The organism is Pseudomonas pichavaramensis, from assembly GCF_050473265.1.
Classification (GTDB): domain Bacteria; phylum Pseudomonadota; class Gammaproteobacteria; order Pseudomonadales; family Pseudomonadaceae; genus Aquipseudomonas.
Genome location: NZ_JBJKFJ010000004.1, coordinates 300,159 through 312,887, shown reverse-complemented (window position 1 = coordinate 312,887; position 12,729 = coordinate 300,159). Strand labels below are relative to the sequence as shown.

General features: G+C 63.7%; 9 protein-coding genes. 6 read left to right on the top strand and 3 right to left on the bottom strand.

What is annotated here, in order from left to right; translation table 11 throughout:
- The first annotated feature begins 15 nt into the window (after positions 1-15).
- From nuoJ to nuoN, 5 genes are read left to right on the top strand one after another with little or no spacing between them, the layout of a single operon-like run.
- Positions 16-525, top strand: coding sequence for an NADH-quinone oxidoreductase subunit J (nuoJ, locus tag ACJRW5_RS09135; protein WP_125879260.1), 510 nt, complete (start codon positions 16-18; stop codon positions 523-525).
- Complete coding sequence (nuoK, locus tag ACJRW5_RS09130) at positions 522-830, top strand: NADH-quinone oxidoreductase subunit NuoK (protein ID WP_003460477.1); 309 nt, start codon at positions 522-524, stop codon at positions 828-830. The genes nuoJ and nuoK overlap by 4 nt, the downstream gene beginning before the upstream one ends.
- Entirely contained in the window at positions 827-2,677 is a 1,851-nt protein-coding gene (gene nuoL, locus ACJRW5_RS09125; RefSeq protein WP_484570201.1) for an NADH-quinone oxidoreductase subunit L, read from the top strand. Before nuoK ends, nuoL begins: the two co-directional genes overlap by 4 nt.
- 13 nt (positions 2,678-2,690) lie before the next feature.
- Positions 2,691-4,220 carry an NADH-quinone oxidoreductase subunit M gene (gene nuoM, locus ACJRW5_RS09120; RefSeq protein WP_484570200.1) on the top strand — a complete coding sequence of 510 codons (1,530 nt, stop codon included), beginning with the start codon at positions 2,691-2,693 and terminating at the stop codon, positions 4,218-4,220.
- A 19-nt stretch (positions 4,221-4,239) separates the two neighbouring features.
- Positions 4,240-5,724 carry an NADH-quinone oxidoreductase subunit NuoN gene (gene nuoN / locus ACJRW5_RS09115; protein ID WP_484570199.1) on the top strand — a complete coding sequence of 495 codons (1,485 nt, stop codon included), beginning with the start codon at positions 4,240-4,242 and terminating at the stop codon, positions 5,722-5,724.
- A 129-nt stretch (positions 5,725-5,853) separates the two neighbouring features.
- On the opposite strand, the gene tam is transcribed toward nuoN, so the two are convergent.
- The gene (gene tam / locus ACJRW5_RS09110) at positions 5,854-6,618 is read right to left on the bottom strand and encodes a trans-aconitate 2-methyltransferase (protein WP_484570198.1); all 765 of its coding nucleotides are present in this window, start codon (positions 6,616-6,618) and stop codon (positions 5,854-5,856) included.
- Between the two features lie 313 nt (positions 6,619-6,931).
- Between tam and ACJRW5_RS09105 the strand changes: the two genes are divergently transcribed.
- Positions 6,932-7,939 (top strand): TRAP transporter substrate-binding protein, encoded by a 1,008-nt coding sequence (locus ACJRW5_RS09105; protein WP_484570197.1) that lies wholly within the window; start codon positions 6,932-6,934, stop codon positions 7,937-7,939.
- A 48-nt stretch (positions 7,940-7,987) separates the two neighbouring features.
- Here ACJRW5_RS09105 and ACJRW5_RS09100 read toward each other — a convergent pair whose 3' ends face one another.
- A complete protein-coding gene (locus tag ACJRW5_RS09100) occupies positions 7,988-9,496 on the bottom strand; it encodes an efflux transporter outer membrane subunit (protein WP_484570196.1) in 1,509 nt (502 codons plus the stop codon).
- Complete coding sequence (locus ACJRW5_RS09095; RefSeq protein WP_484570195.1) at positions 9,493-12,597, bottom strand: multidrug efflux RND transporter permease subunit; 3,105 nt, start codon at positions 12,595-12,597, stop codon at positions 9,493-9,495. Before ACJRW5_RS09095 ends, ACJRW5_RS09100 begins: the two co-directional genes overlap by 4 nt.
- Between the last annotated feature and the right edge of the window lie 132 nt (positions 12,598-12,729).

Genomic DNA, 12,729 nt, shown 5'->3' with positions numbered 1-12,729 from the left:
AATGAGGAGCTTCTGATGGAATTCGCGTTCTACTTCGCCGCCGGTGTGGCGGTGGCATCGACGGTGGGGGTAGTCACCAACACCAATCCGGTGCATGCCCTGCTCTACCTGATCGTCTCGCTGCTGGCCGTGTCGATGGTGTTCTTCGCCCTCGGCGCGCCCTTTGCCGGCGCGCTGGAAATCATCGTCTACGCCGGCGCCATCATGGTGCTGTTCGTCTTCGTGGTGATGATGCTCAACCTCGGCCCGGCTGCCGCCGAGCAGGAGCGCAAGTGGCTGACACCCGGCATCTGGGTAGGCCCGGCGATTCTCAGCGCCCTGCTGCTCGGCCAGTTGCTCTATGTGCTGCTCAACCACGTCAGCGACGCCCATATCGGCCACACCACAGTGGAAGCCAAGGCCGTCGGTATCAGCCTGTTCGGCCCCTACCTGCTGGCCGTGGAGCTGGCCTCGATGCTGCTGCTCGCCGCACTGGTCGCCGCCTACCACCTGGGCCGCCATGACGCCAAGGAGCCCACCGTATGACCGGCATCCCACTCGAACACGGCCTGGCCCTGGCCGGCGTACTGTTCTGCATCGGCCTGGTCGGGCTGATGGTACGGCGCAACATCCTGTTCATCCTGATGAGCCTGGAAGTGATGATGAACGCCGCTGCACTGGCCTTTGTGGTTGCCGGCGCCCGTTGGGGCGCGGCTGATGGCCAGGTGATGTTCATTCTGGTGATCACCCTGGCCGCCGCCGAGGCCAGCATCGGCCTGGCGATCCTGCTGCAGTTGTATCGCCGCTTCAACACCCTGGATATCGACGCTGCCAGCGAGATGCGCGGATGAACCTTCTAGCCCTGACTCTATTCTTCCCGCTGCTCGGCTGGCTGCTGCTGGCCTTCTCGCGCGGACGCTTCTCGGAAAACACCAGCGCGGTGATCGGTGTCGGCTCCATCGGCCTGGCGGCGGCCAGCGCGGTCTGCGTGATCGCGCGGTTTCTCACCGAAGTCCCGGTTGGTGGCTCGTACAGCCTGACCTTGTGGCAGTGGCTGAACGTCGAAGGCCTGGCGCCGAGCTTCACCCTGCATCTGGATGGCCTGTCAGCCACCATGCTCGGCGTGGTCACGGGCGTGGGTTTCCTGATTCACCTGTTCGCCAGTTGGTACATGCGCGGCGAGGAAGGCTATTCGCGCTTCTTCGCCTACACCAACCTGTTCATCTTCAGCATGTTGCTGCTGGTGCTGGGCGACAACCTGCTGGTGCTGTTCTTCGGCTGGGAAGGCGTGGGCCTGTGCTCGTACCTGCTGATCGGCTTCTACTACAAGCACGTGCCCAACGGTAACGCCGCGCTCAAGGCCTTCATCGTCACCCGCATCGGCGATGTGTTCCTGATGATCGGCATGTTCCTGCTGTTCCTCAACCTCGGCACCCTGAACATCCAGGAGCTGATGGTACGGGCACCGCAGCAGTACGTGGCCGGTGACGCCTGGCTGTGGTTTGCCACCCTGATGCTGCTCGGCGGCGCGGTGGGTAAATCCGCCCAGTTGCCGTTGCAGACCTGGCTGGCCGACGCCATGGCTGGCCCGACCCCGGTGTCGGCGCTGATCCACGCGGCGACCATGGTCACCGCAGGCGTGTACCTGATCGCCCGTACCCACGGCCTGTTCCTGCTGACCCCGGAGATTCTCGAACTGGTCGGCGTCGTCGGTGGTGTCACCCTGGTGCTGGCCGGTTTTGCCGCGCTGGTGCAGACCGACATCAAGCGCATCCTCGCCTACTCGACCATGAGCCAGATCGGCTACATGTTCCTCGCCCTGGGTGTTGGCGCCTGGGACGCGGCGATCTTCCACCTGATGACCCACGCTTTCTTCAAGGCCCTGCTGTTCCTCGCCTCCGGCGCGGTGATCCATGCCTGCCACCACGAGCAGAACATCTTCAAGATGGGCGGCCTGTGGAAGAAACTGCCGCTGGCTTACGCCAGCTTCGTCGTCGGTGGCGCGGCACTGGCTGCGCTGCCGCTGCTGACCGCCGGCTTTTATTCCAAAGATGAAATTCTCTGGGAAGCCTTCGCCAGCGGCCACAGCGAACTGCTCTACGCGGGGCTGGTCGGTGCCTTCCTGACCTCGATCTACACCTTCCGCCTGATCTTCATTGCCTTCCACGGCGAACAGAAGACCGAAGCCCATGCCGGCCATGGCATCGCCCACAACCTGCCACTGCTGGTGCTGATCGTGCTGTCGACCTTTATCGGCGCCTGGATCACTCCACCGCTGGCCGGCGTGTTGCCGGAAAGTGCCGGGCATGCCGGCGGCGAGGCCAAGCACAGCCTGGAACTGCTGTCGGGTCTGGTCGCGGTCAGCGGTATCGTCATCGCCGCCCTGCTCTTCCTCGGCCAACGCCGCGTTGCCTCCGCCGTGGCACAGAGTGCGCCGGGCCACCTGCTGAGCGCGCTGTGGTTCGCCGCCTGGGGCTTCGACTGGCTCTACGACAAGCTGTTCGTGCGCCCTTATCTGCTGCTCTGCCACCTGCTGCGCCGCGACCCCATCGACCGCAGCATCGGCCTGATCCCGCTGCTTGCGCGCGGTGGCAACGCCGCATTGGTGCGCAGTGAGACCGGTCAGGTGCGCTGGTACGCCGCTTCGATCGCCGGGGGCGCCGTGCTGGTGCTCGCCGTCATCCTCTTTTTGAGTTAAGGAAAACAGCCTGATGATTCTGCCCTGGCTAATCCTGATCCCCTTCATCGGCGGCATGCTGTGCTGGCAAGGCGAGCGCTTCGGCCACGTCCTGCCGCGCTGGATCGCCCTGATCACCATGACCCTGCTGTTCGGCCTGAGCCTGTGGCTGTGGGTCAGCGGTGATTTCACCCTGGCGCCAGCCCCGGACGGCGGCCCGCGCTGGGCCCACGAGTTCGTCATCGACTGGATTCCGCGTCTGGGTATCACCATTCACCTGGCGATGGACGGCCTGTCGGTGCTGATGGTGGTGCTCACCGGCCTGCTCGGTGTGCTCTCGGTGCTCTGCTCGTGGAACGAAATCCAGCACCGTGTGGGCTTCTTCCATCTCAACCTGATGTGGATTCTTGGTGGCGTGGTCGGCGTGTTCCTCGCCGTCGACCTGTTCCTGTTCTTCTTCTTCTGGGAAATGATGCTGGTGCCGATGTACTTCCTCATCGCGCTCTGGGGTCACAGCGGCAGCGACGGCCGCACCCGCATCACCGCCGCCACCAAGTTCTTCATCTTCACCCAGGCCAGCGGCCTGGTCATGCTGGTGTCGATCCTGGCTCTGGTGTTCGTCCACTTCAACCAGACCGGCGTGCTCAGCTTCAACTACGCCGACCTGCTGAAAACCCAACTGGCGCCAGGCACCGAATACCTGCTGATGCTGGGCTTCTTCGTCGCCTTCGCGGTGAAGTTCCCGGTGGTGCCGGTGCACTCCTGGCTGCCGGATGCCCACGCTCAGGCGCCCACCGCCGGCTCGGTGGATCTGGCTGGCATCCTGCTGAAAACCGCCGCCTACGGCTTGCTGCGCTTCGCCCTGCCGCTGTTTCCCAATGCCTCGGCGGAGTTCGCCCCCATCGCTCAGTGGCTCGGCGTGTTCGCCATCGTCTACGGCGCGCTGTTGTCGTTCGCGCAGACCGACATCAAGCGCCTGGTGGCCTACTCCAGCGTGTCGCACATGGGCTTCGTGCTGATCGCTATCTACTCCGGCAGTCAGATTGCCCTGCAGGGCGCGGTGATGCAGATGGTCGCTCACGGCCTGTCAGCCGCCGCGCTGTTCATCCTCTGCGGCCAGCTCTACGAGCGCCTGCACACCCGCGACCTGCGCCAGATGGGCGGAATCTGGGCGCGCATGCCCTGGCTGCCGGCCATCAGCCTGTTCTTCGCCGCCGCCGCGCTGGGCCTACCGGGCACCGGCAACTTCGTCGGTGAGTTTCTCATTCTGATCGGCAGTTTCCCGGGCGCGCCCTGGGTCGTGGTGTTGGCCGCCTGCGGCCTGGTGCTAGGCTCGGTGTACGCCCTGGCGATGATCCACCGCGCCTACTTCGGCCCGGTAAAACAGGACGTACCGCTGCCCGGCCTGAAAGCCCGCGAACTGGCCATGGTGCTCGGTCTCGGCGTACTGCTGATTCTGCTTGGCGTCTACCCGCAACCGGTGCTCGACACCTCCGCTGCCAGCATGCATGGCGTGCAGCAGTGGATGGCTGGCGCCCTCGATCAATTCGCCTCGGGCCGGTAAGGGTAAGGATTAGAGACTCATGGAACATCACGCTGTCGACTTCACCCTGCAACACCTGATTGCCCTGCTGCCGCTACTGGTGACCGGCCTCACCGCCGTGGTGGTGATGCTGGCCATCGCCGCTAAGCGCAATCACACCCTGACCTTCATCCTCTCCGTGGTCGGTCTGAACCTGGCGCTGCTGTCGCTGATTCCGAGCCTGGAAGTGGCGCCGCAAGTGGTCACGCCCTTGCTGCTGATCGACCAATTCGCCTGCTACTACATGGCCCTGGTGCTGGCTGCCAGCCTGGCCTGCATCACGCTGATCCACGCCTACCTGGGCGGTGATTCGGGCAAGGGTTATCCGGGCAACCGCGAGGAGCTGTACCTGCTGGTGCTGCTCTCCGCTGCCGGCGGTCTGGTGCTGGTCAGCGCGCAGCATCTGGCCGGGCTGTTCATCGGTCTGGAACTGCTGTCGGTGCCGACCTACGGCATGATCGCCTACGCCTTTTTCAACAAGCGCTCGCTGGAAGCCGGGATCAAGTACATGGTGCTGTCGGCCGCAGGCAGTGCCTTCCTGCTGTTCGGCATGGCGCTGCTGTACGCCGAGTCCGGCAACCTGGCCTTTGCCGATCTCGGCGTCAGCCTGGCGCGGGAAAGCACACAGCTGGTGCAGATTGGTATCGGCATGATGCTCATCGCTCTGGCGTTCAAGCTGTCGCTGGTGCCCTTCCACCTGTGGACGCCGGACGTCTACGAAGGCGCCCCTGCGCCGGTGGCGGCGTTTCTCGCCACCGCCAGCAAGGTGGCGGTGTTCGCCGTGCTGCTGCGTCTGTACCAGATTTCTCCGGCCATGAGCGGCGGCTGGCTTAACGAGCTGCTAACGCTGATCGCCATCGCCTCGATCCTGTTCGGCAACCTGCTGGCGCTGCTGCAGAACAACCTCAAACGCCTGCTGGGTTATTCCTCCATCGCTCACTTCGGCTATCTGCTGGTGGCGTTGATCGCCAGCAAGGGGCTGGCCGTGGAAGCCGTGGGCGTGTACCTGGCCACCTACGTGCTGACCAGCCTCGGCGCCTTCGGAGTGATCACCCTGATGTCGACGCCCTACAGCGGCCGCGATGCCGATGCGCTGTACGAATACCGCGGCCTGTTCTGGCGCCGCCCGTACCTGACTGCCGTGCTCACGGTGATGATGCTGTCGCTAGCGGGCATTCCGCTGACAGCCGGCTTTATCGGCAAGTTCTACGTGATTGCAGCCGGTGTCGAGGCGCAGCTCTGGTGGCTGCTCGGCACCATGGTGCTGGGTAGCGCCATCGGCGTGTTCTACTACCTGCGGGTGATGGTCACGCTGTTCATGCGCGAACCCAACCTGCATCGCCACGATGCGCCCTTCGACTGGGGCCAGCGCGCCGGCGGCATCATGTTGCTGGTGGTCGCCTTGCTCGCCTTCTTCCTCGGCGTGTACCCACAGCCGTTGCTGGAACTGGTGCAACAGGCCGGGCTAGTCGCCCTGGCGCACTAACCAGAAGCCCGGCAAAGGAAAAGGCCTCCGCAGATGCGGGGGCCTTCTTTTGAGGGTCGCGGCTGAAGCCCCTCCCACAGTCTTCACTGCAATCTGTGGGAGGGGCTTCAGCCGCGATAAATTGTTGCGCTAACGCCGCGCCACCAGGAACAGACGCGGGAACGGTAACAACACGCGGCCATCAGCCTGCGCCGGGTAGGCCTCGGCAATTGCCGCCTGGTAACGCGCCAAGAATGCAGACTGCTGCTCCGCATCCAACGGTTGCAGGAACGGCCGCAGCGCAGTGGACTTGAACCACTCAACCACCGCCTTGGCGTCGTCCAGCACATGGAAATAGGTGGTGCGCCAGATATCCAGCTCGCTGGCATGCGCGCCGAGAATGTCGTAGTAGGCCTGCGCGCTGTGCCGCTCGTTGTGACGCACATGGCCGATACGCGCAGCCCAGGGGCCGTCAGCTGCCACTTCACAGGCCAGGCGATGCGCTGGCTCCTGCAGGTTATCCGGCGTCTGGATCGCCAGCCAGCCGCCCGGCGCCAGCTGCGCCAGCAGACGCGGGTAGAGTTGCGCGTGATCCTCCAGCCACTGCAGCGAGGCGTTCGCCAGAATCAGCTGCGGCGCGATGTCGGCCTGCCAGTGCTGGATATCCGCCAGCTGCACGCTGACCTGCGGCAGCCGTTCACGCGCCGCGCGCAACATGTCCTCGCTGCTGTCGATGGCGACGATACGTGCCTGCGGGGCATGCGCCTGCAACACTGCGGTGGAATTGCCAGGGCCGCAGCCCAGGTCGATGGCCAGTTCAATGCCCTCACGTGGCACCGCTGCTAGTAAGTCGTGGACCGGGCGGGTGCGCTGGCGTTCGAACAGGGAATACTGCTGGGCGGACCAACTACTCATCAGGAAACTCCTAGGATTCATCGACCGGCACAGAATAACAGGCAGCTGATCGCTCACACGCACCGGCAATTTTCCGCTGCACGCAGCGTCACGCCTGGCGGATATCCGCCACCCACTGTGCGCCAGATCACAGGCTTTCTACCAACCCTGGCAGCTTGGCGGATATTCGCCACACTGGCATAACCCTTGCGATACAGGGGCCAGCTCTGAACTGTCTGGGGTTCTGCCCATATTCCCCGCAACAGAACAGCGGAGCGACCAACACAAGGCCGCCATCAAGGCGCCGCTACCGACAAGAAGAAAAGGAAGCAGTATGTTCAATCCAGTCCGCGCCATGGCCGCTTGCGCCCTGGCGTTAGCCGCTTTCAGTGCCAATACGGTACTGGCCGATGAACCTATCCTGATCAAGTTTTCCCACGTCGTTGCCGATGGCACGCCCAAAGGCCAGGGCGCACTGCTGTTCAAGCAACTGGTCGAGGAACGCCTGGCCGGTAAGGTCAAGGTCGAGGTCTACCCCAACTCCAGCCTCTATGGCGATGCCAACGAACTGGAAGCGCTACGCAACGACGAGGTGCAATTGCTGGCACCCTCGCTGGCCAAGTTCGAGCAATACACCAAGCAGCTGCAAGTCTTCGACCTGCCTTTCCTGTTCGATGACATCGAGGCGGTCAACCGCTTCCAGAAGCGTTCCAAGGGCCGCCAGTTGCTACGTTCCATGGAAGATCACAACATCGTCGGCCTGGCCTATTGGCACAACGGCATGAAACAGCTCTCGGCAACTCGTGCGCTGCATACACCGGGAGACGCCAACGGCCTGGGCTTCCGTATCCAGTCGTCAGCAGTACTGGAGGCGCAATTCCGCCAAGTGGGGGCCAATACGCAAAAGCTGCCGTTTGCTGAAGTCTTCAAGGCGCTGCAGAGCGGCCAGGTTCAGGGGGCGGAAAATCCCTGGTCGAACATCTACAGCCAGAAGCTACACGAGGTGCAGCCTTACATCAGCGAGACCAACCACGGCGTGCTGGACTACATGCTGGTGAGCAACTCGCGCTTCTGGTACGGCATTCCGCATCAGATCCGCATGGAACTGGAAGGCATCATCGACGAAGTCACCTATGCAGTGAACAAACAGGCCGAAGCCGCCAACCAGGCCGACCGCCAGCGCATCATCGATTCCGGACGCAGTCAGGTGCTCACCCTGACGCCGGAGGAGCGCGAAGCCTGGCGCAATGCCATGCGCCCCGTCTGGCAACAGTTCGAAGCCGATATTGGCGCCGACGTGATCAAGGCCGCACAGACAGTCAACCGCAAGCAGCGCAACTGAATTGCGCCAACGGCATGGCGGGAAACCGCCATGCCGGTCATTGCCCTCTCAATCTGACTGAGACACCTGCTCTTGCAGTCGCTCGGTCTGCCATCCCCCACCCAGCGCAGCGATCAGTTGCACGCTGGCGGCCAGACGACTGCCCAGCAGGGTCAGACTGGAACGCTCGTTATTCAACGCCGTGGCCTGTACGGTCACCACGCTGCTGTAGTCGACGGTGCCGGCACGGTACTGGTTGTCGATCAGACGCAGTGACTCACGCGCGGCCTCCAGCGCTTCCTGCTGAATCCCGCTCTCCTGCTCCAGCACCCGTAGTTGCACCAGGTAATCTTCCACTTCGCGGAAGCTGTCCAGCACCGCCTGGCGATACTCGGCCACGGTCTGGTCATAGGCGGCCTCACTGCGCGAGAGCTCCGCGCTGCGTGCGCCACCATCGAACAGGGTCATCGCCAATTGCGGGCCAATCGACCAGAAGCGATTGGGCAGATCGATCCAGTCGGCGTAGTTGCTGCCGCGATAACCGCCACTCGCCGACAAGGTCAGATCAGGGAACCATGCGGCCTCCGCCACCCCGATACGGGCATTGGCGGCCATCACCCGGCGCTCGGCAGCGGCCACATCGGGACGGCGCTCTAGCAGTTGCGACGGCACCTGTGCAGGGATGCTCGGCAGCATCGGTACCGACTCGCGCGCGGCGATCTGCAGCTCGGCCGGGCTGACGCCCACCAGCACGGCGATGGCATGTTCCAGCTGAGCACGCTGCCAATCGAGGTCGATCGACTGCGCCTGGGTGCTCTTGAGCTGGGTGGTGGCCTGAGTTACGTCGGACTTAGGCACGATGCCGGCGCGGTACTGGTTTTCGCTCAGGCGCAGCGAGCGCGCATAAGCGGTGACGGTAGCGTCGAGCAGGCGCTTCTGTTCATCGAGCACACGCAGTTGCAGGTAGTTCTGTACCAGCTCGCTCTGCAGGCTCAGGCGTGCGGCGGCAAGGTCGGCAGCGCTGGCCTGGAAGTCGGCGCGGCTGGCCTCCAGGTCACGGCGCAGGCGCCCCCAGATATCCAGTTCCCAGCCAACGTTCAGGCTCAGGTCATAGCTCTTGCTGATACCACTGCTGCCGTTGCTCGACAGGCTGCCGCTGCTACTGCTGCCGGTACCCTGGCCGCTGCGGGTCATCCCGGCACTGCCGGACAGGGTCGGGAACAGGCTGGCGCGCGAGCTGCGCACCAGCGCACGGGCCTGGCGGAATTGTGCTTCGCTGGCAGCGAGGTTCTGGTTGGACACCTGCAGGCGCTCGACCAGAGCGTTGAGCTCGGCATCGCCATACAGCTCCCACCAGGCGCCACGCGCCAGAGCGTCTGCCGGGGCAGCCGGTTTCCAGCCCTCGACCTGACGAAACTGCGCCGGCACATCGAGCGCGGGTCGTTGATAATCCGGGCCGAGCGTGCAGCCACCAAGCAGGCCGAGCAGCACCAGCAGGCTGTAGCGACGAGCCCAGCTCGCAGGCGTTTTGCAGTCAAGAATGTCGCGAGCAGCGCTCGCTCCAACACGCATAGTCATAGCGAATTTTCCAACGAAGCATCGGTGCGCACGCCGCGCCAACGATTGACGCGATGGCGCAGGCGGTCGAAATAGAGGTAAACAACCGGTGTGGTGTAAAGGGTCAGCAACTGACTGAGCACCAGACCACCGACGATGGTGATGCCCAGCGGCTGGCGCATCTCCGAGCCTTCGGCACTGCCCAGCACCAGTGGCAAGGCGCCGAGAATGGCAGCGAGCGTGGTCATCAGGATCGGCCGGAAGCGCAACAGGCAGGCCTGGCGAATGGATTCCTGTGGGCTGAGACGCTCACCACGCTCCAGCTGCAGGGCCAGGTCGACCATCAGAATGGCGTTCTTCTTGACGATACCGATCAACAGGAACAGCCCCAGCAGCGAGATCAGGCTGAATTCCATCCCAACCAGTTGCAAGGCCAGCAATGCGCCGACTCCCGCCGAGGGCAGCGTGGACAGAATGGTCAGCGGATGCACGTAGCTCTCGTAGAGCACGCCGAGCACGATGTAGACCACGACCAGCGCCAGCAGGATCATCAGCGGCTGATTGTCCTGAGTCTGCTGGAATGCTGCGCCGGTACCGCCCATGGTGCCCTGCACCTCGGTCGGCAGGCCGACCCGCGCCACTGCGTCGTCAATCGCCCGACTGGCCTGGTCCAGGCTCACACCTTCAGCCAGCGAAAAACCGATGTTCTCCGCTGCGAACTGGCCCTGGTGCTGCACGCGATCCTCTTCCAGGCTGCGCTCCCAATGGGCGAAGGTAGACAAAGGCACCCGGGCGCCATCAGCGGTGATCAACTGGACCTGGTCCAGCGCCTCGGGGTGCTGGGCGTAACGCGGGTCGATCTCCATCACCACGCTGTACTGGTTCAGTGCCTGGTAAATGGTCGACACCTGGCGCTGGCTGAAGGCGTTGTTGAGCACCGCGGTAATCATGCTCATGTCCACGCCAAGGCGCTGCGCCGCTTCACGATCGACTACCAGCCTTATCTGCTGCGCGCCTTCGTTTTCCTTGGCATCGATATCCGTCAGCTCGGGCAGTGCGCGCAGCGCTTCACGAACTCTGGGCAGCCATTCACGCAGGGCGTCGAGATCCCCGGAAAGCAGCATGTATTCGTTCTCCGAGCTGCGCCCCTCGCGACCACCGATCTGCAGGTCCTGATCCGGCATGAGGAACATGCGCCCGCCCGGCACCTTCGGCACACTGGCACGCAGGCGATTGATCACCTCCTGCGAGGACAGCCGACGCTGTTCGATAGGTTTCAGACGCACGATCATGAAGGCGTTGTTGATGCCGCCATTGCCGCCGATGAAGCCGGCCACGCTATCGACTGCCGGATCGGCCAGCACCGCCTTGCGGAACACTTCCATCTTCGGCTGCATGACCTGGAACGAAAGGCCGTCATCGCCGCGAATGAAACCGATCAGCTGCCCGGTGTCCTGCTGCGGCATGAACGTCTTGGGAATGCTGACGAACAGATAGACGTTCAGGGCAATGGTCGCCAGAAAACTCAGCAGCATCAGCAGCGCATGTCGCAGCGCCCAGTCCAGCGAGCGCCCGTAAACGGCCAGTACCCGGCTCTGCAGACGATCGCCCCACTGCTGCAGACGTCCGCGAGAGGTTTCATCCTCGGGGCGCAGCCAGCGCGCGCAGAGCATTGGCGTCAGCGTCAGTGACACCAGCAGCGAGATGATCACTGCCACGGCCAAGGTGATGGAGAACTCGCGAAACAGACGTTCGACGATACCGCCCATGAACAAAATGGAAATGAACACGGCCACCAGCGACAGGTTCATCGACAACAGGGTGAAACCTACCTCTCGCGTACCCTTCAAAGCCGCTGCCATGGGCTTTTCGCCGCTGTGGATGTGCCGGGCGATGTTCTCCAGCACGACGATGGCGTCGTCCACGACCAGGCCGGTAGCGATGATCAACGCCATCAGCGACAGGTTGTTGAGCGAGAAGCCGAGCATGTACATGGCGGCGAAGCTGCCGATCAGCGATACCGGCACGGCCAGTGCCGGGATCAGCGCCGCTCGCCAGCGCCCGAGGAACGCCAGCACCACCAGGATCACCAGGCCCACGGCGATCAGCAGGGTCTGTTCCGCCTCGTGCAACGTGGCGCGAATCACCGGCGAGCGATCCATCGCCACTTGCAGTTCGACACTGGCCGGAATGACTTCGCGCAGCGCCGGCAGCTCCGCACGAATGTCGCTGATGGTCTGCAGGATGTTCGCCCCGCTCTGCCGGTTGATCACCAGCAACACCGATTCCTTGTCGTTGTAGAAACCGCTGTTGTAGCGATCCTCGACGCCATCGGTGACGGTGGCCACATCGCCGAGACGCACCGCAGCGCCATCCTGATAGCGAATGATCATCGGGATGTAGTCGGCAGCCTTGGCCAACTGATCGCTGGCCTGCACCTGCCAGCGGCGCTGCTCGTCCTCGACCGCCCCCTTGGGCCGCAGGGCATTGCTCGCGGCGATGGTCTGGCGCACTTCATCCAGAGCAATGCCGTAATGATCGAGCAGGCGCGGCTCCAGGGAAACACGTACGGCAGGCAGGGAGCTACCACCGACCTGGACCTCGCCCACCCCGCTCACCTGCGACAGTTTCTGCGCCAGAATGGTCGAAGCGACGTCGTACAGTTGCCCCTTGTTGAGATTGGGGCTGGTCAGCGACAGGACCATGATCGGCGCCTGCGACGGGTTGATCTTGCGGTAGCTGGGCATGGTGCGCATGCCGCTGGGCAGCAGCTCGCGCGCCGCATTGATCGCCGCCTGCACTTCGCGCGCAGCGGTGTTGATGTCCTTGTCCAGATCGAACTGCACCATGATCCGCGTGCTGCCCTGGCTGCTGCGGCTGTTCATCTGACTGATGCCGGAAATACTGCCAAGCGAGCGTTCCAGCGGTGTGGCCACGGTAGATGCCATGATCTGCGGGCTGGCACCAGGCAGACTGGCCTGCACGGTGATGGTGGGGAAATCCATCTGCGGCAGCGGCGCCACTGGCAACAGGCCGAAGCTGACACCACCAAGCAGCATGATCGCCAGGCTCAGCAGCAGCGTTGCCACCGGGCGGCGGATGAAGGGGGCCGAGAGGTTCATGCGCGCATACCCTGCTCCCTCTCCCATTTATGGGAGAGGGTTGGGGAGAGGGCCGATGGCACAGCACGACGCCCGCCCTCTCCCCCGGCCCCTCTCCCGCATGCGGGAGAGGGGAGGAAAAGCCGCGCCCCA

Excerpts from the sequence above, each read along its gene's own strand:
- nuoJ (WP_125879260.1), top strand. The coding sequence starts at position 16 with ATGGAATTCGCGTTCTACTTCGCCGCCGGTGTGGCGGTGGCATCGACG.
- nuoK (WP_003460477.1), top strand. The coding sequence starts at position 522 with ATGACCGGCATCCCACTCGAACACGGCCTGGCCCTGGCCGGCGTACTG.
- nuoL (WP_484570201.1), top strand. The coding sequence starts at position 827 with ATGAACCTTCTAGCCCTGACTCTATTCTTCCCGCTGCTCGGCTGGCTG.
- nuoM (WP_484570200.1), top strand. The coding sequence starts at position 2,691 with ATGATTCTGCCCTGGCTAATCCTGATCCCCTTCATCGGCGGCATGCTG.
- nuoN (WP_484570199.1), top strand. The coding sequence starts at position 4,240 with ATGGAACATCACGCTGTCGACTTCACCCTGCAACACCTGATTGCCCTG.
- tam (WP_484570198.1), bottom strand. The coding sequence starts at position 6,618 with ATGAGTAGTTGGTCCGCCCAGCAGTATTCCCTGTTCGAACGCCAGCGC.
- ACJRW5_RS09105 (WP_484570197.1), top strand. The coding sequence starts at position 6,932 with ATGTTCAATCCAGTCCGCGCCATGGCCGCTTGCGCCCTGGCGTTAGCC.
- ACJRW5_RS09100 (WP_484570196.1), bottom strand. The coding sequence starts at position 9,496 with ATGACTATGCGTGTTGGAGCGAGCGCTGCTCGCGACATTCTTGACTGC.
- ACJRW5_RS09095 (WP_484570195.1), bottom strand. The coding sequence starts at position 12,597 with ATGAACCTCTCGGCCCCCTTCATCCGCCGCCCGGTGGCAACGCTGCTG.